This window comes from Pedobacter jeongneungensis (assembly GCF_000633455.1).
GTDB classification, from domain to species: domain Bacteria; phylum Bacteroidota; class Bacteroidia; order Sphingobacteriales; family Sphingobacteriaceae; genus Pedobacter; species Pedobacter jeongneungensis_A.
The window spans coordinates 188,619-211,563 of the sequence record NZ_AYMG01000001.1; the positions used below are offsets into that span (position 1 = coordinate 188,619).

Annotated in this window: 17 protein-coding genes and 1 tRNA gene; 12 read left to right on the forward strand and 6 right to left on the reverse strand. The window is 38.4% G+C overall.

The annotated features are described in order from the left end of the window. Positions 1–104 precede the first annotated feature (104 nt). From U859_RS0100875 to U859_RS30825, 9 genes are all read left to right on the forward strand, one after another. Complete coding sequence (locus U859_RS0100875; RefSeq protein ID WP_025141560.1) at positions 105–1,028, forward strand: hypothetical protein; 924 nt, start codon at positions 105–107, stop codon at positions 1,026–1,028. Positions 1,029–1,060: 32 nt separating this feature from the next. Then, the gene (locus tag U859_RS0100880; RefSeq protein WP_025141561.1) at positions 1,061–1,918 is read left to right on the forward strand and encodes a hypothetical protein; all 858 of its coding nucleotides are present in this window, start codon (positions 1,061–1,063) and stop codon (positions 1,916–1,918) included. Positions 1,919–2,011: 93 nt separating this feature from the next. Next, complete coding sequence (locus U859_RS0100885) at positions 2,012–2,674, forward strand: hypothetical protein (RefSeq protein WP_025141562.1); 663 nt, start codon at positions 2,012–2,014, stop codon at positions 2,672–2,674. Between the two features lie 521 nt (positions 2,675–3,195). After that, positions 3,196–3,846: a DUF6932 family protein gene (locus tag U859_RS0100890; RefSeq protein WP_025141563.1), complete on the forward strand. Its 651-nt coding sequence runs from the start codon at positions 3,196–3,198 to the stop codon at positions 3,844–3,846. A gap of 572 nt (positions 3,847–4,418) precedes the next feature. Continuing rightward, positions 4,419–4,688 carry a hypothetical protein gene (locus U859_RS0100895; protein WP_025141564.1) on the forward strand — a complete coding sequence of 90 codons (270 nt, stop codon included), beginning with the start codon at positions 4,419–4,421 and terminating at the stop codon, positions 4,686–4,688. 40 nt (positions 4,689–4,728) lie between these two features. Next, the gene (locus U859_RS0100900; RefSeq protein WP_025141565.1) at positions 4,729–6,063 is read left to right on the forward strand and encodes a DUF262 domain-containing protein; all 1,335 of its coding nucleotides are present in this window, start codon (positions 4,729–4,731) and stop codon (positions 6,061–6,063) included. Then, positions 6,053–8,791: a DUF262 domain-containing protein gene (locus U859_RS0100905; protein ID WP_025141566.1), complete on the forward strand. Its 2,739-nt coding sequence runs from the start codon at positions 6,053–6,055 to the stop codon at positions 8,789–8,791. Before U859_RS0100900 ends, U859_RS0100905 begins: the two co-directional genes overlap by 11 nt. A gap of 16 nt (positions 8,792–8,807) precedes the next feature. Beyond that, entirely contained in the window at positions 8,808–10,742 is a 1,935-nt protein-coding gene (locus U859_RS0100910; RefSeq protein ID WP_029985329.1) for an AAA family ATPase, read from the forward strand. Continuing rightward, positions 10,729–11,727: a hypothetical protein gene (locus tag U859_RS30825; RefSeq protein WP_025141568.1), complete on the forward strand. Its 999-nt coding sequence runs from the start codon at positions 10,729–10,731 to the stop codon at positions 11,725–11,727. The genes U859_RS0100910 and U859_RS30825 overlap by 14 nt, the downstream gene beginning before the upstream one ends. Positions 11,728–12,452: 725 nt before the next feature. Here U859_RS30825 and U859_RS0100920 read toward each other — a convergent pair. The 3 genes from U859_RS0100920 to U859_RS0100930 all read right to left on the reverse strand — a co-directional run bounded on the left by U859_RS0100920 (position 12,453) and on the right by U859_RS0100930 (position 16,479). Beyond that, positions 12,453–13,949, reverse strand: a complete 1,497-nt coding sequence (locus tag U859_RS0100920; RefSeq protein ID WP_025141569.1) for a Fic family protein — start codon at positions 13,947–13,949, stop codon at positions 12,453–12,455. A gap of 874 nt (positions 13,950–14,823) precedes the next feature. Beyond that, positions 14,824–16,095, reverse strand: a complete 1,272-nt coding sequence (locus tag U859_RS0100925) for a site-specific integrase (protein ID WP_025141570.1) — start codon at positions 16,093–16,095, stop codon at positions 14,824–14,826. 312 nt (positions 16,096–16,407) lie between these two features. Continuing rightward, positions 16,408–16,479, reverse strand: a tRNA-Arg gene (locus U859_RS0100930). A gap of 201 nt (positions 16,480–16,680) precedes the next feature. Between U859_RS0100930 and U859_RS0100935 the strand changes: the two genes are divergently transcribed. Beyond that, the gene (locus tag U859_RS0100935) at positions 16,681–17,403 is read left to right on the forward strand and encodes an SDR family oxidoreductase (protein ID WP_025141571.1); all 723 of its coding nucleotides are present in this window, start codon (positions 16,681–16,683) and stop codon (positions 17,401–17,403) included. Between the two features lie 72 nt (positions 17,404–17,475). On the opposite strand, the gene metG is transcribed toward U859_RS0100935, so the two are convergent. Beyond that, positions 17,476–19,584, reverse strand: coding sequence for a methionine--tRNA ligase (gene metG, locus U859_RS0100940; RefSeq protein ID WP_025141572.1), 2,109 nt, complete (start codon positions 19,582–19,584; stop codon positions 17,476–17,478). A 40-nt stretch (positions 19,585–19,624) separates the two neighbouring features. Between metG and U859_RS0100945 the strand changes: the two genes are divergently transcribed. Then, entirely contained in the window at positions 19,625–20,524 is a 900-nt protein-coding gene (locus U859_RS0100945) for an LD-carboxypeptidase (protein ID WP_025141573.1), read from the forward strand. 1 nt (position 20,525) lies between these two features. Further along, entirely contained in the window at positions 20,526–20,933 is a 408-nt protein-coding gene (locus U859_RS0100950) for a DoxX family protein (RefSeq protein ID WP_025141574.1), read from the forward strand. A gap of 60 nt (positions 20,934–20,993) precedes the next feature. Here U859_RS0100950 and U859_RS0100955 read toward each other — a convergent pair whose 3' ends face one another. Together U859_RS0100955 and U859_RS0100960 are read right to left on the reverse strand one after the other, a co-directional pair. Further along, a complete protein-coding gene (locus U859_RS0100955) occupies positions 20,994–21,443 on the reverse strand; it encodes a hypothetical protein (RefSeq protein WP_025141575.1) in 450 nt (149 codons plus the stop codon). Positions 21,444–21,451: 8 nt separating this feature from the next. Then, on the reverse strand, positions 21,452–22,927 hold the full coding sequence (locus U859_RS0100960; RefSeq protein WP_025141576.1) for a SusD/RagB family nutrient-binding outer membrane lipoprotein: 1,476 nt from the start codon (positions 22,925–22,927) through the stop codon (positions 21,452–21,454). Between the last annotated feature and the right edge of the window lie 18 nt (positions 22,928–22,945).

Below are 22,945 nucleotides of genomic sequence, written 5' to 3' on the forward strand. Positions count from 1 at the left end.
AATCATAAGGTCCTTTGCCTTAAAGCACAAATATAATGAATTGTCAAACGATAAGGATACTTGGAATCGCTTATATTTGACTTTTATCTAAATAGATTAACAAAATGCTCTTTAAAGATCTCATACTTCAGACTGAAGTTAAGCTCGAACCTGCTTTCGAACTGCTCTTCGAGCTTGCAAATAAGAACCAAATACACCCCGGAGACCTACTTCTGGCTATGGAAGGGGCATTTTTATCAGAAGAGGAAGACTTCGAAAATCCCGGAATCAAGGAACTTATGCAATACTATAATATAGGTGATGACATGGCAGGGCATTGTGAGACGACTAACTACAAATTTATTGCCTATTATGGTAATTCTGCAGATATAGCGAGTTTTGAGGATTATCAAAAAGCAGTTGATGCGGGATCGGAGCAAAACACTGAGCTAAAGGATGTAATAGCGGCTGAGGAGCTAACCATTCAGATTGAGATGCTCATTTACATTAAAATTTGGGAAGGTGAAACTTTTTTGAAGAAGTTTTATCAGCTGGTAAGGCTAGTTGAGGGAAAAGGTTATGATTGGCATTGCAGCATAAATGGTTTTGGAAAGGCGAAGCCTGGAAGTTTTTCACGTAGCCAACTCTTAGAACAGATTAAAGCCGGTCTGAAGGAATACCTGCCAGAGCTCAGTAAGGGATTTGAAGAATGCCATTTCCCTCAAATCAGAAACGCAATATCACATTCTCAATATGCTATTCTAGGAAGATCTATCAGCTTTAATAATTTTGAGCAGGATAAGGATGGATCAAAACATGGAGTTTCTTTTGAAGAATGGACATTGATATTTCACAAGACGATGGCTATATTTCATTTGTACACAAAATTGCTTAGAAGAATCAGGCAATACTGCTATGATTCTTCTGCTGAGTTCCGCTATAAAAAAGAAATTCAAGTTGTGCGTCATTTTCCCAAGGCAAGAACATTTTATGTTGTGCTTTATACGAGGCCTTTTTTTATGGATTGGAGTCCTTATCAAGGCAGCTAATCAAACTAACAAAAAATAAAAGCTATTTTTCTATGAATTGGAAAGAGACTGTAAAAGAAATTCCAGAGGAAATGAAACCTGTATTCTTGAGCCAATCAGACCAGGGTGATGAGGTTGAATGCGATTTAGGCTGCTTAGTTCTGAATAAGAAAGGAGAGAAGTATTGGCATATAGGGAATGAAAAGTTTATTAAATTAAATGCCAGAAAATTCTGGCAAAGCTTAGCGTTAAAAGACAATGTCATCCCGGCTGACACTAGAGATGATGAGCTAAGAGGATGGCTTGCTTTCTATCTGCAGCGCCTGGAAACTTTCGATAAAAGATTCCTGACTCTGGGTAAAGAGGTGATGTATTCAGGAAATGCTCTTTACGATCTTGATTTTTATGTGGCAGGTATCCTTAATCGCGCCATGTCACTCAGTTTTGGATTTATTACGCTAATGGGAAGTTCAAATTACATTTCTGCGGCCCACTTGGTAAGACCTTTTTTGGATACATACCTGCGCCTTACAGCAAGCTGGTTAGTAAGTAATCCGCACGAGTTTGCCAGAAAAGTTCTTTTAGGAGAACGGATTGATTTGATGAGGGATAAGGATAATAAGCAGATGACAGATCGTTATTTGGTTCAAAAAGAAACATCACGATATCCCTGGATGAAAAAAGTATATGAGGAAACCTCGGCGTTTGTACATTTCAGTAGTAAGCATATCCATGGCGCAACGGCTTTCAATAAAATGGAAGATGGAAAAGTGAAGACTTTTATTGGGCGGACAGATAACGAGGTTTCTGAGGAAAACAAGCTTGAGGCAGTTATCGGAATGATCGAAATAGCCAATTGCATAGTTGAACAGGTTTTTGGATGGGTATTGACTAAGCGCCTGATGGGGTAATTGTAATCAAATATTAATTTAATAACTATTTCAACACGCTCATGTGTCAAAATTTTTAATAAAATGCACAATTAAATAGTCAATTTTAAAGTCATGGAACAATTGTTTGCAAAAGATTTCGCTGAGAAAACAAAGTTAAATTACAAAGTGATAGAAAAATATTTGGAGCCTAAAGCAGATTATTTTCTTTCACTTTCATCGCTCCGATTAGAAATTCTCAAAACCCTTATGTTAGAGCTGTTTCAGGCGAGCATCTTTGCTACCAATCATTTTCTGGAGCGGCTGATCAAACTGGCTCTAATCCAAAAATACACGCTTGGAGTAAACTATGCTCAGTCTGAGCTATACAATAAGCTTACCGAAGAGGCTATCAAGAAATATGATGGTTTAAATCTGATTGATTCCTTGAAGCTAGCATTGAAAGAAGGGCTGTTGAGTCAGCAAGATTTCGATCAGCTGGAGGATGTTAAGAATAAAATCCGGAATCCTTATTCCCATGCTGAGACCAAAAAGATTATCAAGGATGCCCCAGCGAAATTTTCGGGTTTTATGTTCAGTTTTGAGGAGGTAAAAAATTCCCTCAAATCTGGGAAAGAAGTCAAACTAGGTCAGAAAACACAAATTACGACCTTATCATCCACATTTTCTCAGCTATATCAACAAGAATTCTCAAGAGAAATTGCGCTTTCTTATTTCGATTTGATCTTCAAAATGATGTTATCTATCAATCGCAAACTCGATTTCTTTTCAGCATAAGAAGTAGGCGAAACCGGTAACTCCAATTGTGTCAAATTTTGGAACGAGTAATATTTGTAAGGAGATTTAACTGTTTATCCCTTAAGCTTGGTTGCATAAACCAGAGTGTATTAACGCCGTTTCGCCAATTTTATTGGTGTATAAATTTGCTGTAAACCAGTAGATTATCGGACTGTCGTCTTTTGGTGAGATGGGATCAATGCACCCTGGTCTTTCCAGAACACACCAGTTCTTAAAAACGCCTGCTGTCAGCAAGTCGCGCATAAGGATATGCCTTATTAGGTAAGCATGGGGGCGTTCAGGCGAAGATGTAATTTCGGGCGTTATAAACCCTAAAGACATTTAAAAGCTTTTTCGAAACGTTAGTCAGATTATTGAGCCGAAGATAAGTAAAAAAACAGCTTCGATGTTGGGAGTGATAAGTGTTTATGGGCTAGGGATCTATTATTTTGTTTCCTGTTAAATGTATTCAGATCTAAAGCGATTTTTGATATATTGACAGCATCGTACTTTAAAACTCGATGAAAGATAAAATAATGACAGAACACGAATGTAATGTATTGATCGATAGTAAGCGGACACAATATGGTCTTGTTTTTGAAAATGAAGAACACACCTTGGAAGAGCTGTATGAATTTCTCCATAGTTTGGAAATTTACAGTCATTTGCAATACCGGTTTTATTGCTGGTTGGGATTAAGGTTGAAAAAGGACATTAAGGTAAATTTTCCATTCACACCGGCTGCAACACCTTACATTTTAGATGCCTTCAAAACTAAATTCCTTAATTCTGATAGAAAGCGGATTTTATTTGATAGTTTCCAAAACTATTTAAAACGATTGAAGAAAAAAGAAGGTGTTGATGCTGAAATTCAGGTACTGATTGGAGGAAGCTTTCTTGTTTTAGATAACCAAATGCCTAACGATTTAGATCTGGCCGTCTTGGTTCCTGAAGTATATAGGCATAAGAATTCTTTTGATTATCATCCATTTGCGGAGCCAATTCCAACTAAAATTGAAATCAAATTTATGCCTGAGAACTATAGTACAGATACCTTTTTTGGTTATTCATGGATCAGTCATCTTGGTAGTAATGCTGTAGATAAAACAAAAGGTGCAAAGCTATCGCAGAATTATTTTGAGGTAAGAGAAATTGCGTTAATTTCCTTGTAAATATCCAATTGGAGATTATTAGTAGTTCAGAGTCTTTAGGGCAGATCATGAAATGGATCTGCATTATCGAAATTAAGTGGGTGTCCTTGGTTTAAGTTTATTCCACAAGAATGTACAATAAGAGAAGTGCGGTCTATAGTTAACAATGGTAAAGGAGCGAAAAGATTAGCAAGACTTGTAAATGTCTTTTGTGGCTAGGTATCTTCTGGGTATTTCGGAGTAATGCGGTATGAGGATTGTGGAGCGGTATTAAATTTTGAGAATGTATTAAAGAATAATGTTCAAGGATATTACCAGAAAAAGCGGATTTGAGAAATAGTATGTCGGTTTTCCGAATACTCTGAGCTGTCAAGCAACTTGAAGTTCGATTGATAATCTGATCTTTATCCAACATTGAAGATAATGTAATAAAACTTTTGATTTTGTAGGGCACTCAAGAAGTGATGGGAATTTAATTCCTTACCTTTAAAATCGAGTAGAAATACTATTGTGTACTGCACAATTACCAAGTGTAATTTACAATAGCCATTTGATTATTGAATAGTACTCTGCTAACCAAAATACTTATCTATATGGATATCAGTAAACTGAATAATTACAACAGTACGCCCGATCAGGCCTTTGAAGCACTATCGACGCAGCTTTTTCAGCGCTGGTTACATCGTAAATTCGCGAATAGAGTTTCTTATGCATCTGTGGTGAATGGTGCCTGGGGCGATGGTGGAGTATTACGGTGTGCTTATGGTTCAGTTATTGGCCTTCAAGTAAAGTATTTCCTTAAATCTATTACTAACACACAGCGTGATCAGATTGAAATTCCATCCGGACAGCTAAAAATGTAAGGCCTGCACTCAACTGATATAAGCAAACACTTAAAATTTTATGGGAATCCAAATTGCACATATTGTCCCAATAGCGGAGTTTATACAAAATAAAAAGTTATTGATCCCACATTTTCAGCGCCCGTACAAATGGGCAGTTAAAAATGTAATCCAGTTATTGAAGGATATCGACCGTTTTAAAAATCAGCCGTCTTATCGCATTGGTACGATAGTTATCTTTCGAAATGGGGAAGGCGATTTTCTAGTCGACGGTCAGCAGCGCACGATAACCTTTCTGCTGATCATCAAGGCATTGAGCCGACTGCAACCAGAAACGGGAATGTCAGATAAAATTATAAAACGGGTAAAGGAAATCGAGAGAAATGTATTTAAGCCAGCTTTTAAAAGTATGGTTTCCAAATCCAATATTCAGGATAACTTCCGGGAAATTAACCGGAGAATATCTCAGCTCGATGAAGACTTCGTTACTTTTTTCCTTGATCAATGTACGGTTAATTATATCGTACTTGACCAGGTTTCGGAAGCATTTCAGTTTTTTGATTCTCAAAATGCTAGGGGAAAAGAGCTTGAGCCACATGACCTTTTGAAAGCTTTCCACCTTAGAGAGCTTCAATCGCTTCGACAGCCCTTGTCTGAGGAAGAAACCGGTTTATTGGTAAATAGCTGGGAGAATATGAATCAGGGAGAGTTATCCGCGCTATTTGCTGATTTCCTTTACCGGATAAGAGGATGGTCAAAGGGTAAATCATCAAGATATTTTTCAAAGAACGATGTTGCCCTTTTCAAGGGGATCAACCTGGAAAAGACCGATTGTTATCCTTATGTTAGAATCTATGAATTCGCTGAGCAGCATTTGATCAGCCAGAATAAAACGGACAGACAATTTTTCCCCTTCCAATTGGACCAGATGATTATCAATGGAAGACACTTTTTTGAAATGGTTGAGCATTATAAGAAGGTTTTTGACAGTATCGAAAATCAGTTCGCTAAACTGGATGTTCAGGCCAACGAAATCATAAAAGTGCTGAACAGTTATCCGGGTCGAAACCGAACGGGTGATCGTTATGTTCGTATGGCTTTTAATTGCGCTACTCTTTATTACACTGATAAATTTGGCTTCCATGATATCTCTATTGCAATAGAGAAACTTTTCATCTGGGCATACACTCCCCGTTTAAGATTGCAAAGTCTTCAGTTTGCCTCTGTAGACAATTATGTCGTGAGGGATCAGAATATCTTTAGCATCATCAGAGATACTATCAATAGTGAAGATGTTATTAGACTGGAGTTTCCCGGGGTAAAGGGCGGACATATCACCGAAAAGACAGAAGCAATAAAAGACCTGTTTATTAAAATGCAATATTATGAAGATTGAGCCATTTAAAATAAAAACGCTTTTGGATGGTGGCACGGACTATGCAATTCCAATTTACCAGCGAAACTATGCCTGGGGCGCGAAAGAGATAGAACAGCTCATTCAGGATATTCTTGATTATGCAGAGCAGGATTCACCAAACGAATATTATATTGGCATCTTGGTGGTTTCCCATGAGGAGAAAAATGGACAGGAATTCCTCAATACAATTGATGGACAACAAAGGCTAACAACTTTATATATCCTTAGCGCTGTTATCCGAAATGAATATGCTGAAGTGGATATGGAATGGTTTAAAGATACCAGACTAAAATACTTAAGCAGAACCAAGTCAACCAGATCGCTCAATTCGCTTTTTGAGGGTAATATAAGCCAGTCCGAAGACCCAAAGGATGCTAAAGATAGTTTTATGCTAAATGCTTATCAAGTGTGCTTAGAGCAACTTGATAAAAAGACTGAGGAAAGGAACATAACGGTCAGGGCCTTTGCCGATTACCTATACGAGTATGTCAAAATTCTAAGGGTTCCATTATCCAAAGGGATTGACCTCAACCATTATTTCGAGATCATGAACAGTCGGGGCGAGCAGTTAGAAAAACACGAGATCCTTAAGGCAACGCTAATGGGATGTTTTAAGGAACAGGACAATCGGGACACCTTGGAGGCTAGTTTTGATCTCATATGGGAGGGATGCGCCAATATGGAAACTTATATCCAGTACGGTTTTTCGGTACAACAGCGGAACATAATTTTTGGTGCGGGTTGGGACCGGCTGTCTGTTTCGGATTTTGATGAATTTGTACGGCAAATCTCTCCCACATTGAAAACCACAGATACTGACCAGGAGCAATCTATCGATGAGATTTTAAATGCAACGCTTTCCAGAACAAAGCCAGATCAGGACCACGATATCCCTGACCGCTTTAGTACGGTAGTTAATTTTCAGAATTTTCTACTCCATGTGCTCAGGGTTCAAACAGGAAATGTTGAAGCTGCGCTCGATGATAAACGACTCATCGTTATATTTGACAAGTTCATTCCAAAGGAAGCGAATGCCAGGATAGTTTTTGTAAAGAAATTCATTTTTGATCTTCTGAGAAGTAAGTTGCTATTTGACCGCTATATCATCAAAAGAGAATTTACCGCCAATATAGATCGATGGAGCCTAAAAAGCCTCCATCGTACCAGCTCAGCCCATCAGACCAGCTACAGCAATACTTTTTATGATGGAAATGCGGATCCCCTGGCCTCAGACAATAGGCGTATACTGATGTTGCTATCGATGTTTCATGTATCGATGCCTGCAATGTCATATAAATACTGGCTCAGCGCGGCACTATCTTACCTATACCACGAGTTTGAAGTAAGCAGCCAGCATTACATCAGCTATCTTGAACATATTGCCAAGGGCTTTGTCTTCGACCGTTATCTTGCATCCCCAAACGCTGGGATACAAAAAGGGGAATACCAACAGCTGATTTTTGAAAGTGGGGCCAGGATGCTTAGAAATATGGCAGGTATAAACAACGAGAAAATGAGATATCACCAGATCGAAAATAACCTGGTTTTCAATTTTCTGGACTACCTATTATGGATAGAACTTAAAGATGTGGAAACAGATCCACGGGTGAAAAATTTTGAATTTACCTTCCGTAGCTCCGTCGAACACTATTATCCACAGACTCCTATTAATGATGAGATCGAAAAGTTGGATCCGAGTCTCCTGCATGATTTTGGAAATCTGTGCCTGATCAGTCATGAAAAGAATTCCAGGTTCAGTAACTATCCTCCCGATACCAAGGCAAAACAATACACCTCTACTACACCAATAGATAGTATTAAACAGTACCTAATGATGAAGCACCGGAACTGGGGGAAAAAGCATATCCTGCAGCATAGCGAAGAGATGATGATCGTATTTGCCAGACACCTTAATTCGCTTTATCGGCCCAGTACTGCCATTACACATGCACAACGGTTATTCGCCGAATATCGGGTGAAAAATGCAAATTTACTTTCCAGGGCACTGCTCTGTTTTGGCGACTGCACTCATCAGATCAGGGGAGAGAAATATAGCTTCTCGAATTTTAACCTCATGCGTGAAAGTGAGGCATTTATTCAAATGGAAAAGTTTTTGGACGATAATCCTCATATGGGATTTCAGGAAATCATAGATGAGCGAATGAATGATCCAGAGATCATGGCTGATTTCCGTTACCCAATGATCAAATACCCCGAGGTATTAAATTACGCCAGTAACGGGAACTTTCTTTGGAGAGATAAAGGGAGAGAAGTTATCATGCTCCGCTCAGAAAAAAGAACTACGCATCAGGCCAAAAACACCTACTCTATATTGATAGAGAATTTTTTAACAGAGCGGCTTAAAGTAGGACTACATGGAGATAAGGCATACCTTTATGTCAGACTTGATTACAGCGAGGGAAAATATTATGCTGTTGAGCGAAATGTTCCCTTCGCACTGGAGCTGTTTATCTGGATCAATGGAAGCTACTCGGTTAACCACTTTTTAAAAACAAATGTGAACGGTCATTCCAGAGCAGTTAAATCTTTATGGGAGAACAAGTGGTTACGGGGGGATGATACCTTGATCTATCGAATGGGGAAATCAGAACTCTTATTGCTAAAGGACAACTGGGCTAATAACATAAATAAAATTTATTCGGCCATTACTGGTTTATTCAAAAATGGTTTTGGAATACAAATTTAAGCATAGACTCTAAAGCATGGAACTACTATACATTTACTTTTCAGAAACGGGAAATATGATGCCCGCAAACCTCAATTTTGGTGGCAGTCATCTTTTTCAATACTCAACGCAAGCAAAACAGATCTCTATTACACTGAATCCTTATTACGTAAAAGATTTCTTTCAAACCAAAGGAAATTCGGAAGAGTCAATAGCTCAGCTTTTAAACATTAGCGCCATAGTGGGGGAAAATGGGGCTGGAAAAAGCAGTACGCTAAATAATATTATTCAGGTTTTGGAAAATACGGGAGTCGGACTGAAATCCAAGATAATCGTTGCCATTAAAAAAAATGAAGAGGTCATCGTTTATCATACCAAAGGACTACTTTCTAAAGTTCCGGCTGAACAAGCTGCATTTGGCTGTAGATTCGAGCAACTTAACATCAAAGAAAGCCAACCTCATCTGCCTCTTGGCGGATTAATTATTCAAGAATTTCCTGTTATTCCCGGTCTGGATAAACTTGACATCGTATTCTTCTCGAATATTTTTGATCTGGCAGTGGAAAGCAGTGGGACACATCTGCGGAATATCAGTACGAATTTTCTTTCAGAAAGAAGAAAGGAAGTGCCGGATCTGAATAAATTACTGAATAGCGAGGCTAGTGATAAGGAAGAATTTAGGTTTCGGGAGATCAGAGGACAAATTGATCTGCTATCTTCACTCAAAGCCGATATATTACCTTTTACCACCCCTGAACAGCTCATTGTGGAAATACGCTATGATTACGTCGAGCGTTATGTGTTTGATAAGGATGGCAACCTGCTAACGGATCCTAATTCTTATGATTTTTATTACAGTATTTACAAAGTGTTTTCCGAGGAACTTTCCACTTTGAAAGACATTAAAAAGAAAATAAAACTTCAGTTCCTCGGAGCGGCCATGTTTAATTTTCTCTCAGAATTCATTCATCAATATGATGGTTACGGACCTTTTGTTAACAGTGCTATTGAAAGAATGAACGAGAATGAATGGAGTTTTACTGAGCTTATTGAGCATCTCACGACAAATTTTGCACTGGAAGATATGAACCTGATGAAAGACGTAGCTAACGAGGGATTCGAACAGCACTTTTTGAATACCAAAGCTGGAAAAATGCTTGCCTATATGACCTTTGTCAAAAAAATGGAATTTACCAATAATCACGTCGGGGATGGTGATGGGAAAGTTATCGTATTTAATATGCTTAAAGAGGTAGAGTCTTTCTATTCTTTCTATCAGCTTTATAGAGAAAGCTACCTGGATAGACCCTATTTGAATTTCACTTGGAGGAACCTGAGTAGCGGTGAGCGCGCGCTATTTTCGATCTATGCCAGGTTCTATTCGCTTTCAGACCAAATGTTGAAAAGCGGTAATCCTTTAAAAGAACATGTGCTGATACTAATGGATGAGCCTGACCTGTATCTGCACCCGGCCTGGCAAAAGCAACTGATGGAAAATTTACGCAAATTTATACCGGTAATTTATAGTAGTGATAAACAAGCGCCTAGGACAGTGCAGTTGGTAATGACCTCTAATAATCCTTTGACTATATCGGATTTACCTCACACCAATATCGTTTTTTTGAGGAAAGACGGCGATAAATCGGTTGTTCAGGATAGCCTCGAGCAAGGAAAACGGACTTTTGCAGCGAATATTTTTGATCTTTATGCGGATTCATTTTTTCTCCAGGATGGCTTTACCGGTGATTTCGCGGTCCGCATAATCAATGAAATATTTGACGAGCTACGTGGAACTGAAGTTTTATCAGAGGAAAGGAAAACCGAAATCAAAAAAATCATACAAATGATCGGAGAGCCCATCCTGAAAAACAGGTTAGTAGAAATGTATCATATCAAGGAACAGATCGACAATTCATTTGATCAGCGACTGAAAAGAATTGAAAATAAACTTTTTGGAGATGATCACGATTAAAAGAAAGAATACCCATTCAATAGCCCAGACTCACTATGAAACGGTGATGAATGGAAACCCGGGTAAGAATCAGTGGAAGTTGTCAAAGCATCTGGAAAATTTAAGGGGCTCATATCACGACGGCGATTACGAGGTAGAATTTATCGATGTCCTTCTTGAGGATATCGAGATGGAAAAAGACGATCATGAGTCCAGTATCATTACATGCAGTCCAAAAACATTAGAGACCAAATATCTCGAATACAACCAAAAATTTTCTCATCTAAAAGGCGATGAAGACTTCCTGAAAAAGCTGGGCAAATCCTTTTTTTATGATAAGTATGACAGATGGAATGCATATCAGCTCGCAGATCAGCTACAGGTTAATGTCTGTCCTTATTGCAACCGGCAGTTTACTTTTACCGTTGGAACAGATTTAAACAAGATCACTAGGCCTCAATATGATCATTTTATCAACAAAGCAAAAGCACCTTACTTTTCCCTTTCCTTTTATAATCTTATTCCTTCATGCAGTACCTGCAATTCCGGTTTGAAAGGGGATACATTTCTCAGTCTAACCAAATACATCCATCCCTATGTAGATGATACGGCAGATGACGTACTTTTTTCTCTGGATACAAAAGATATCGGTTTTCTAAATGGAAAAGCATCATCTTATTCGATCACGGTCGGGAAGTCAATTATTTCCACAGCAAGTGATGAACAGGTTGACAAAACTTTTGAAACCTACAAGATGTTTAAGGTAATTGAAATTTATCAAAAACATAAGGATTATGTTGATGAGGTCATCAAAAAATCAAGGATTTATAATGACGCCAATATCAAATTGATCTATAATCAGTATAAAGGTACCCTATTCAATGATTTTCATGAGGCAAAGAGAATGCTCTATTCAAATTACCTCTTATCTGAAGAGCTTGAAAAAAGACCACTGGCGAAGCTCACAAGAGATATTGTTGCTTATATTGAATCGCTTAAGGAATAGATTTGAAGCGGCTTGGATATCGGTGTAGGATTTATTAAACTTAATTTATCGAAAGCACAAAAGCAATCGGTGGAAAAACCAATCTAGTTGACCCCATTTCGCCAAATCTATAATCGCAGGATAATTAATGATTTAATTCAAATGTAATTTCTGGTTGTATGGGGTCAAGAGGTTGCGGTTTGTCCAATAGATAAACACTAATTATTATTAAGCCTCTAATATTCCAGAATAGTAATACGATAGTCGCATTTTAAACTAAATCTCAATGATCAAATCTTTCTCATAGCCATTATACTTCTCATTCAAATAGCCATGTGGATTACAGATAATTTCAGTGTTACCAATAGTATATCTGGTAGGCGTGTGGATATGGCTATCAATCCAACACAAGGGCTGATGCTCTGCGCAAGTTCCAATACTAATCCCTTTCAAGTCTGTACAGGATGCTGCTGGTCGCATCAGCACTACCAATATCTGAAAATTCGGATGGAAAAAATATCTTTCCGCATTTATTCTTAAACATCACATTAACTGCCTGATTGTGTGCTGAATATCTCTTGTTAAAATAAATTATTTTGTCACAAATTCATGAAATATTTGTGACAGTTTCTACTACCTTTTTTGGCTCAATTCGCGATTCGCGAATTGAAAATCTTTTAAATTGAACGCTGGAAATAGGATTGTGAAATACCCAATATATACTGCCTAATTCAAGCATTTCTGGTTTAGTTGTTATCAAAGATGTCGTTATAGATTTTTTCCATTTCCGCAAACTCTTCCTCAGTTATTTCCTCAAAATTTTTCTTCCTGCGTTTTGGGAAAACACCCTTATTTTGATGTAAGAAGATGATAACTTCGTTTAATCTTCTATCAGGCATGTCTATTAGGTTTTGTAGTTCCCGCTTTAACTCATCATACCGTTCTAAAAAATGAAGTTCTTCAGATAGGTCCTGCTTAATTGTCGCTTGTATAGTAGTAGCGAGATAAGCACATTGTTGAGTTAGATCAGGGTATCGAAAATACGCATTGACTTCCTTGGGATTAGTGATTATTATTTCTCCTCGTTCGTCCCGTTTGAACTTTATTCTCTGCATTAAAGGTTTGGAATAATTCTCTAACGCTGCATCATAATCTCTCATATTGTTGACCATATGCGCAGATACAGGTATGATTAACCCATGCTCCGACAGTCCATCACGAGTCAGCATGTCATGAATTAAAAACCTATGGATTCTTCCGTTACCATCCTCAAATGGATGAATAAATACAAACCCAAATGCGATGATAGCCGCCCTCACTACAGCAGGCCCACCAGTTGTTTTTTCTTCCAACTCAATTAGACCCTCCATCATAGATTTAACCATATCAGGCGGAGGACATATATAATGATAAATTTCCTCCATGCGATAGTTGGTTTGCCCAACAAAGTTCTGAAAATTTCGGAAACCTTTTTGAGCATAGCGTTGATCGACAATGGCATTTTGCAATTCAGTTAGGCTTTTGACATCAAGCACTTCAGCGCTCGGAGTAGTTCCAGCTTTATACAAAATGGCTATAAAGCGGTCGATTCTTTCAGGCGACGGCTTTTCACTCTCTATTTCGTATGAGGACTTGGTTTCTTTCCTATATAAATATTGGGTTGCCCTTTTAAAGACTTCAGGGGAAAACTCTTCTTTTAATTCTTCAATCTCTGCTCTATAATCAATATCTAATACATCCTCTATGGCCTTTGTACGACGGACAATCGGGCAGAATTTTCGTCCTCCTAAGAGGTTATCATTAATTCTCCACCTGCTATTCTTGATCTGCTTTCCTGTAACATATTGTTCTTCATCCAATAAATTCACGTAGTTGCCGCTGGGTTCAGTAGTAAGGTCAAGTTGTTTACCAGTCAACCATTCATAAAGAAACCCCAGCTTCCGGCTGTATTTACCTGAGGGGCTAGCGGAAATAAACTTATCCAGTTCTTTTCGGTCTGCACGTGCAAATACCGCATTTAGAAAGTCAAGATTAATATCCTCATATTTTAGAAGGAACTCTAAATGGTTCGGTACCGTATTGCCCCCAGGAGCGTATTTCGGCCCAAACTGCTGATCTATAGTACCATCAGCTGCCATCTCTATCTTATTTTGAGTCCCAATAAAAGACCGTTTTGTTACTCCGTACCCTTCCAGATTCAAATGTTCTTTTAACCATTCACTACCTACTTTGTTCTTTGCCATTTTTTTCAGTAAAACGTATATTCTTTCAGTAAATTTAATAAAATACCAATATAAACCAGTAAAACAATTAAAAAATCAATAAAATTAGTATGAAAGAGCTTCCATTAAGTAAAACAAATCTAGTGTTTGTAAAACGAATAAAATCAATTAGCTATTGAGTAAAACTGATTACAAGCAAGTAAAACAGGTATATTTAAGACTTCTATAAGTAAAAAAAATATACAGACCAAATTCACTCATGAGGTTGACAACGCTTTATCTGATATTTAATTCTAAAATCCGTTTGTTTAACCAAATATCACCATTTTTCTCCTGAACCTGAAGCGTCGACGAACTCATTCCGTAAGTGCTGCTCGACCAGTAACCTTAATGTTATTTTGCTTAACGGTAAGGTTTATAATGGAAGGGCCATTTACGTAACCCTTAATGATAACAACTAAGCTCTCATTAGGTGCACAACACCAACAATGAAACCCATGTTGGACGAACCGGGTAACGGCCACCCAACTATTGCGCATTCATAAAGTTCTAGAGGAACTTTCAACGTTGTTATCCTTAAAAAAAGATACAATACTTTTCGATTTTATGACTGTAAATATTTATCTGTACAAATACACTGCTTTTGTCAATATTAGCAGTATATTTTCACGTAATCAAATGCCGTCTTTAAAAGGATCGGATCAGAATCTAATCATTTGCCTTTCAACAAGCGAAATCCCAATCTTGATCGAACTGACCGACATCAATGTCGGTCAGTTGTGATACCATATTTTAAAATTTCTTAATCTGATTGTTCCTTGAATCAAATACATCAGAAATGATTTAAGGTTGACAAGACAAACTACAATCGATTTCCGTTTACATTACCAGCAATCTATCTAAATAGCTTCATAACTTTCATATCACCAGCATCTTCTTCCTTCTTATCTCGGTCTAACAGTTTCTCCTGTAATGCAGACATCTCAGTACTAACTTTCGTATCGATCACCTTCGCATAATGTTGGGTTGTTTTCAGGCTATTGTGCCCAAGCATTTGGGATACTGTCTCAATCGGCACACCATTTGAAAGCGTAATAGTGGTTGCAAAGGTGTGCCTAGCGAGATGATAAGTAAGTACCTTAGTGATGTTACAAAGATCGGCGATTTCTTTCAGGTAACCATTCATGCGTTGATTAGTGAGCACTGGCAACGCCACTTTTCTCCATCTGCATATCCTGTGATTTTTATATCTGTCAAGAATTACTTTCGCCTCATCCAACAAGGGGATGTGACAGGGTGTTTCCGTTTTCTGCCGTTTGATGAATATCCATAAATTACCATCATCACCTTTTGTGATCTGATCCGACCGAAGCTGCTTCACATCAATATAAGAAAGGCCTGTATAGCAACTGAAAATAAAAATGTCACGAACGATGTTTAAGCGCTCAAGTGGAAATTCCCTGCTTTTGATCCTATCCAACTCTTCCATATTTAGAAAAGTCCTAGCCTTAGCTTTAGCAGTATTGCGATAATTTATAAATGGATTACCAACGATCCACCCCGCACCAAGGCAATACAGAATGATTTTTTTCAGGTGAACAATATATTTCCGGGCAGACATTGCATTATTTCCTCGATCTATTCTAAGAAATAACTCATAATCGGTGATAAATTTAAAATCCACCTTTTTGATGTTAATGTCCTGAACCTCATATTTGAGCTGAAGAAATTGTTTAACATGCCTGATGGAACTTTGATAAGTTTGAAACGTGCTATAACTGTATCCTTTACCAATCAGTTTTTCCATATTGTCATTGTGCTTCTGATAAACTCTCAGCAGGCTATGGTTAGACGTATTCTTACCGGTAAGATGATCCCGTAAGATCACCGCTGTCACCTCATCTTCTTTCTCAACAAGAGTGGTATGAAACCGCCGGACTTTTGAGGCCAGCGTGTCCAGATAATCATTAAGTTCCCGGATCTCCTCGCGCAGGCCAGTGCCTTTTCCTTTAAGCGCAGACCAGAAGCTGGGAATAATTTCCCTGCCGACAGAATATTCCGAATGTTTTCCTTTCACGGTAATCCGTAAATAGATGGGCATCATCTCGCCCTTGATAAAATTTTTTGGTCTTTTCAGATAGAATAAAAGATGAAAATTGTAACTCATAATGATACATTTAAAATTAAACAAATGTACATTTGAGCCAGTGAGTCATCAAGATGTTCGTCAGTCGAACGAGCTGTAAATCAATATCTTACAAAATAATGCAGCACCCGAACATTTCGGAATAATTCCGGTTTTGATATCTCAATCAATCTACTGACTTACAGTATTTTACAAAAAATCATCAGTTTTCGACTCACCAAAATTAACCATTCAGAATGGTCAAAAACGGGTCTTAATGTGTTATAAAAACCAAAACAAAGTCTTGAAAATCAACGATTTGCACGACAATGTTCTGGTTTGAATCTAAGGAAGTGGTCCCGACGAGAATCGAACTCATATCTAAAGTTTAGGAAACTTCTATTCTATCCGTTGAACTACGGGACCATTTTATTTTGATTGCGCAAATATAACAAAAGTTTCGTCTCAAGAGAATTCATTTTAACAAGCATTAATGGTTACCATTGGAGGATTAAATCTGTTTTGTTTAGTGAACGCTATCTTTTAAGTGCCTACGAAAAAACTGTACTACTCACCATAATAAATTTTTTTAATAGCTTCATCTTTGACCCATCAATTTATCAGAATATGAAATTAGCAAACAACAAAATCCTGATCACAGGCGGCGCAAGTGGCATAGGCTTCGGGCTGGCCGAAAGATTTATAAAAGAAAACAACACGGTAATCATCTGTGGCCGACGCGAATCGGCACTACAGGAGGCAAAAGAAAAATTACCTTCAGTAATAACTAAAGCATGCGATTTGGCCAATGAAACCGACCGGATTGAACTCTACAATTGGATTGCCGAAAATCATAGCGATTTAAATGTACTGGTAAACAATGCAGGTATCCAAAACTGGATGAAAATTGGTGATGATGATTTCTACGAAAAAGCAAATGATGAAATCACGACCAACGTTGTGGCGCCAATTCATTTAACAAAACTCTTCTCTGAGCTGGATTCTTTAGATACAATTATTAATGTTACTTCAGGTCTGGCTTTTGTGCCTTTTTCTCAAATACCGGTTTATTGTGGAACAAAAGCCTTTATGCGTTCTTTTACACTCTCATTGCGCCATAGTCTTAAAGACTCGAAAATAGAGGTAATTGAAATGATCCCCCCAGCTTTGAATACTGATTTGGGCGGAAAAGGCATCCATGATGCACATCCTGCAGTGAGCGATTTTGTTGAATCGGTTTTTGAACAGATGAAGGAAGGTAAAACAGAACTGACCTTCGGTACAAGTGAAGATAGGGCAAAAGCGAATAATGACACGATAAGTGAATATTTTAACAGGATGAATCCTTAATTCGGTTCTTATCCCCATAAAAAAAGCCATTTGATCTAACGATTAAATGGCTTTTTATTTTGATTGATAGTCTTACCGGATTACGCTACCTTCTTGAAACTTCTCTACAGGAGCCACAAAAGTGAGTTTTCCTTCAGCATTTTCAGCCATCAGGATCATTCCCTGCGATAAAATCCCTTTAATTTCGCGTGGAGCCAGGTTTACGATCATGCTTACTTGTTTACCCACAATATCTTCAGGTTTATAATATTCGGCGATGCCAGAAACCACTGTTCTTTCATCAATACCCGTATTTACTGTTAATTTTAACAGTTTTTTTGTTTTTTCCACCTTTTCGGCAGCAACAATGGTCGCTACGCGGATGTCCATGGCAGAAAAATCGTCAAACTGGATATTCTCTTTTGCCGGAACAGCAACTGCTGTACTCGCCGCATTACTCGCCTTGCTTTGGTTTAGTTTCTCGATCTGGAAATCAATTTCTGCATCTTCTATTTTTTCGAATAAAAGAACAGCCTCACCAATCTCATGACCACGTTTTAACAAGCTAACCGTACCTGCATTTTCCCAGTCATGCCCACCATTTTTAAGCATTTTCATTAGTTTTTCTGCAGTAAATGGCAAGAAAGGCTCAATCAGGATCTGAATATTGGCTGCAATTTGAAGCGCAATATGCAAAATCGTCCTCACACGGTCTTCGTCGGTTTTAATCAGTTTCCATGGTTCTGTTTCTGCCAGGTACTTATTACCTAAACGCGCAACATTCATTACTTCTGATAAGGCCTCTCTAAAACGATAATTTTCGATAGAAGCAGAGATTTTAGCAGGATAACCAGCCAATTCATCAATAACTGCCTGATCTACCTCGGTAATTTCCATGCAGGTGGGTACTGAGCCGCCAAAATATTTATGTGTAAGCACCATTACGCGGTTTACAAAATTGCCCAGGATGGCCACCAGTTCGTTATTGTTTCTGGCCTGAAAATCTTTCCAGGTAAAATCGTTATCTTTAGTTTCAGGTGCCGTTGCCGTTAATACGTAGCGCAAAACGTCCTGTTTACCTTCAAATTCCCTTAAATATTCGTTCAGCCAAACAGCCCAGTTTTTAGAAGTCGATATTTTTTGACCTTCTAAATTCAGGAATTCGTTTGCAGGTACATTATCGGCTAAAGTATATTCGCCATGCGCCATTAACATTGCAGGAAAAATAATACAGTGGAAAACGATGTTATCTTTACCAATAAAGTGGACTAACTTGGTTTCGTCACTTTTCCAGTATTCTTCCCAGCCACATTTATCGTTTTCGTAGCTACTAATGTAATATTCTTCAGCCTTTGGATTCCATACATCTAGCTTAGCATAGTTACAAAGCTCTTTGGTAGCAGAAATATAGCCAATTGGTGCATCAAACCACACATAAAGCACTTTACCTTCTGCATCGCGAAGCGGAACGCGTACACCCCAATCTAAATCCCTCGTCATCGCCCTTGGCTGTAAACCTGCATTTAACCAGCTTTGGCATTGTCCGTAAACATTCGGACGCCATTCTTTGTGACTTTCGATATAAGTCCGTAAACGGTCCTCATATTTATCAAGCGGTAAAAACCAGTTTTTAGTTTCTTTCAGAATAGGTTTATCGCCAGATAGGGTAGATTTTGGATTAATTAAATCAGTAGCATTCAGTGTAGAACCACAATTTTCGCACTGATCGCCATAAGCATTTTCATTGCCACATTTTGGACAGGTACCCGTGATGTAACGGTCGGCCAAAAACTGTTTCGCCGTAGCATCGTAATATTGTTCGGTAATTTCTTCTGTAAAAACACCTTTTTCGTAAAGCGTTTCGAAGAAATCGGCGGCAGTTTGGTGATGGGTTTGCGAAGAGGTGCGGTGATAAATATCAAAAGAAACCCCAAATTCTTTAAAAGAATCGCCAATAATTTTGTGGTACTTATCTACCACTTCCTGAGGGGTAATTCCCTCTCTTTTGGCCTTTAAAGTAATTGGAACGCCGTTTTCGTCAGATCCGCAGATGAATTTCACATCACGTTTATTCGATCTTAAGTAACGGGCATAAATATCTGCAGGAATGTAAACACCGGCAAGGTGCCCAATATGAACCGGTCCATTAGTATATGGAAGGGCTGCAGTTACGGTATATCTTTTTATTTTACTATTATCCAAAACAATTTTTATTAATTTGGCAAAGATAAGTGTTTTGAAGATGATTAAGCAGCCCCCGTATTTAAAAAAAGGAGATAAAATTGCCCTCGTTTGTCCGGCAAAAAAATTACCTAAACCTATAGACCATGCCATTGAAATATTAAAAAGCTGGGGTTTAGAGGTTATTTTAGGCGATAGTGTATATGCAAGTCACCACCAGTTTGCCGGAAGCGACCATTTAAGAACCAAAGACATTCAGCGATTTTTAGATGATCCATCTATAAAAGCGATTATTTCTGGTCGTGGAGGCTATGGAGCCATCCGTATCATTGATGACCTTAATTTTACTGAATTTGACAAAAACCCGAAATGGTTTGTAGGTTTCAGCGATATCACAGTACTCCTTTCTCACCTGATTGCGCAAAGCCACACACAATGCCTGCATGCACAAATGCCTTATACTTTTGAAGAATCTACCGCTGAAGCTTTAATATCTTTACAGAAAGCCTTATTTGGCGAAAAACAGGAGTATAATTATCAAAGTACATTTAGAAATAGGGCGGGAGAAGCCAGTGGAATTTTAATCGGTGGCAACCTCACTTTACTGGCCATGATGCAAGGTTCGGTTTCGGAGATGGATTTTACAGGCAAAATTCTTTTCCTGGAAGATGTTGGTGAACACGAATACAGTATTGACAGAATGTTGCGCATGTTGAAAAGGGCTGGTAAACTATCAAAGTTAAAAGGCCTAATTGTTGGTGCTTTTAATGAAATAGCGGAAGAAAAAATTTCATTCGGGCAAACAGCTGATGAGGTAATCTGGGACATTGTTAAGGAATATGACTATCCGGTTTGCTTTAATTTCCCTACCGGGCATATTGAAAACAACCTATGCATGACTTTAGGTGCTGAAGTAGCATTAAATGTAGAAACCAATAACGTTCAATTTAAATATTTATAAGATGGCGATTTTAGATAATTTAGGAAAATACCGCAATACCGGACTATTACTTTTGCGTTTAGGCATAGGTGTAATGTTTATTATTCACGGCTTTCCGAAGTTGGCTGGTGGACCAAACGGCTGGACAAACCTAGGTGGAAGTATGAAAGTAATCGGCATTGATTTTCTACCGATATTTTGGGGATTTATGGCCGCAGCTACAGAAACTTTTGGAGGTTTTCTTTTAATTGTAGGTCTGTTTTTCCGGCCTGCTCTGATTTTGTTGATCTTCACCATGATTATTGCGGCTTTAGTGCATTTTGGCAAAGGAGATGGATTAGGCGGCGCCAGTCATGCAATAGAATTAGGCATTGTATTTTTCGGTTTGATTTTTATCGGCCCCGGAAAGTATAGTGTGGATAAAAAGTAAACTTAATTGTTCTCAATAAAAAGAAGGGCCTGAAAAATTTCCAGGCCCTTTTTTATCAACCTATCCGGTAATGTTAATGGTAAAAAAGCGTTTTACCGTCTGTCCATTGCCAAGGGTGGCCGTAACTGTTAAAACAACCGCTCCACTTGTACCAGAGGTAGGGAGCGGAGCATCAGCCGCACCACGTAAATCTTTTACCAGTTTAGTAAAGGTATAAGAACCGCCACTTACTGTCGCGGTGCCCAGGTTGTTAATAACCGTACCTGTTGGCGTAGTAAATGAAAGTGTTTTCACATCTCCACTGTAAGTAATTACAATATTTACAGTTCCTGTTCCTTTTACGGTAGGAGTAGCTGCGGCATAACTTGAATATGTACCCGATACCGTGTTTAAGTTACCATCAAAAGTAATGGTAGCGGCCGTATCAAGTGTTTCAGGCTGCTTTGGATCTTTTTTGCATGAGGCCAGGCCTAAAATTGATGCAAATAATATGATTAAAATTCTTTTCATAGTTATAATTATTTATCCCAGAATACAGATTTTACAAATACTGAAGGTCGGGCTGGTGTGTTAGGATTGTAGCTTCTTTCGTTGAATGAATATGGCAATATGCGCGGAATTGCAGTTGAAGGAGATACCGGCGATAGTGCCGGAAACCCTGTTCTTCTCCAGTCCGTCCACGGCTCTATGGCAACTCCAAAGTTAGAGACAAATTTTTCTTCGATAATTTTTTGCAGGGCATTCCCGGTAAGCAAAGTTCCATTTGTTGAAGCCAGATAAGTAGCCAAACCAGCGGTTACAGCCCCAGCTTCTGTTCCATCTGAAAACTCAATCGCACTTGCAAATGAAGCGTTTATACCTGCTTTATAATAAGTATCTGCCGTAGTTAAATCATTTCCTCCGTTTGTTCTGGCAAAATATTCAGCTAAAATCTGATTTTGCTCAGCAAAAGTTAACATTCTTATTGGTGCTTCGCCAGAATATGCACCTGCTGAAAGCTTTCCTCTAAGGTAAGTGCTCATGCGCGAAAAGGAAGTACTTACTACTATATCACCATTTCCATTAGTGGCTCCTACATACGTAGTTCCCAGTAAGGTAAAAAATGAATTTCTCCTGCTATCGCTCTTTGCATTCATGATATCAACCAAAGTTTTACTCGGAAAAAACTGGTTTGGTCTTGATCCTTCAAATTGGTGAATAGGGTTAGTTTGATTGGCTGAAGTTAAAAACCGCATTTGAAAATTGTCGGTATTTGCCCTTAACAGTTTATTGGCAGCCAGTATAGCGGTTATACCTGTTTTAGCTCTTGTTGCATCCGCAGCCGTTCCATTGGTAGAAAAATAGTGGATATACATTCTCAGTTTTAAAGCATTTCCAAAACGTTCCCATTTATCCATATCACCGCCATAAAAAAGGTCATCAGTTGTAGGGGCCAATAAAGATGCTTTTTTGATATCTGCAATGCCCTCATCAATTAAACCAAATACATTATCATATATAGCTGAAGATCCATCGAACTTAGGTTTTAAATTCGCTTCATAGCCAATAGCCTCTGTATAAGGCAGATCTCCAAACGCATCAACATGGGTTTGATAAACATACGCTTTTACCAATTCTGCAACACCTGCATATTTTGGACTTGTTGCTTTGGTTTTTTCGATCACCTTTTGCAAATCAGCCAAAGTACCTGCAAAAGTTGCTGCCCAGGTATTATTGATATCACTTTCGCCTATGGCATATTTATCATATTGCGTGGGCTGGGCTGCACCACCGCCCTGCGCCGCAAACTGCTGCACCCATAACGCCGTAAAACGGTGTATATCAGAACCCATTGTAAAGCCAAGATTACCTTCCGCCGCAGGTAAAACCAAACTTGCATCAGGATCTTTTAATCGCGTAGGATCATCATTAATGTCTACAAATTTCTTGCACGAGCTCAGTCCTGTCATGGCCAATGCCAATCCAAAAACTATTTTCTTTATATTAATTTTCATATTTAAACTCTCCTAATA

What these genes read in the sequence shown, in the direction of transcription:
- U859_RS0100875 (WP_025141560.1), top strand. Translation starts at nt 105, where the DNA reads ATGCTCTTTAAAGATCTCATACTTCAGACTGAAGTTAAGCTCGAACCT.
- U859_RS0100880 (WP_025141561.1), top strand. Translation starts at nt 1,061, where the DNA reads ATGAATTGGAAAGAGACTGTAAAAGAAATTCCAGAGGAAATGAAACCT.
- U859_RS0100885 (WP_025141562.1), top strand. Translation starts at nt 2,012, where the DNA reads ATGGAACAATTGTTTGCAAAAGATTTCGCTGAGAAAACAAAGTTAAAT.
- U859_RS0100890 (WP_025141563.1), top strand. Translation starts at nt 3,196, where the DNA reads ATGAAAGATAAAATAATGACAGAACACGAATGTAATGTATTGATCGAT.
- U859_RS0100895 (WP_025141564.1), top strand. Translation starts at nt 4,419, where the DNA reads ATGGATATCAGTAAACTGAATAATTACAACAGTACGCCCGATCAGGCC.
- U859_RS0100900 (WP_025141565.1), top strand. Translation starts at nt 4,729, where the DNA reads ATGGGAATCCAAATTGCACATATTGTCCCAATAGCGGAGTTTATACAA.
- U859_RS0100905 (WP_025141566.1), top strand. Translation starts at nt 6,053, where the DNA reads ATGAAGATTGAGCCATTTAAAATAAAAACGCTTTTGGATGGTGGCACG.
- U859_RS0100910 (WP_029985329.1), top strand. Translation starts at nt 8,808, where the DNA reads ATGGAACTACTATACATTTACTTTTCAGAAACGGGAAATATGATGCCC.
- U859_RS30825 (WP_025141568.1), top strand. Translation starts at nt 10,729, where the DNA reads ATGATCACGATTAAAAGAAAGAATACCCATTCAATAGCCCAGACTCAC.
- U859_RS0100920 (WP_025141569.1), bottom strand. Translation starts at nt 13,949, where the DNA reads ATGGCAAAGAACAAAGTAGGTAGTGAATGGTTAAAAGAACATTTGAAT.
- U859_RS0100925 (WP_025141570.1), bottom strand. Translation starts at nt 16,095, where the DNA reads ATGAGTTACAATTTTCATCTTTTATTCTATCTGAAAAGACCAAAAAAT.
- U859_RS0100935 (WP_025141571.1), top strand. Translation starts at nt 16,681, where the DNA reads ATGAAATTAGCAAACAACAAAATCCTGATCACAGGCGGCGCAAGTGGC.
- U859_RS0100945 (WP_025141573.1), top strand. Translation starts at nt 19,625, where the DNA reads ATGATTAAGCAGCCCCCGTATTTAAAAAAAGGAGATAAAATTGCCCTC.
- U859_RS0100950 (WP_025141574.1), top strand. Translation starts at nt 20,526, where the DNA reads ATGGCGATTTTAGATAATTTAGGAAAATACCGCAATACCGGACTATTA.
- U859_RS0100955 (WP_025141575.1), bottom strand. Translation starts at nt 21,443, where the DNA reads ATGAAAAGAATTTTAATCATATTATTTGCATCAATTTTAGGCCTGGCC.
- U859_RS0100960 (WP_025141576.1), bottom strand. Translation starts at nt 22,927, where the DNA reads ATGAAAATTAATATAAAGAAAATAGTTTTTGGATTGGCATTGGCCATG.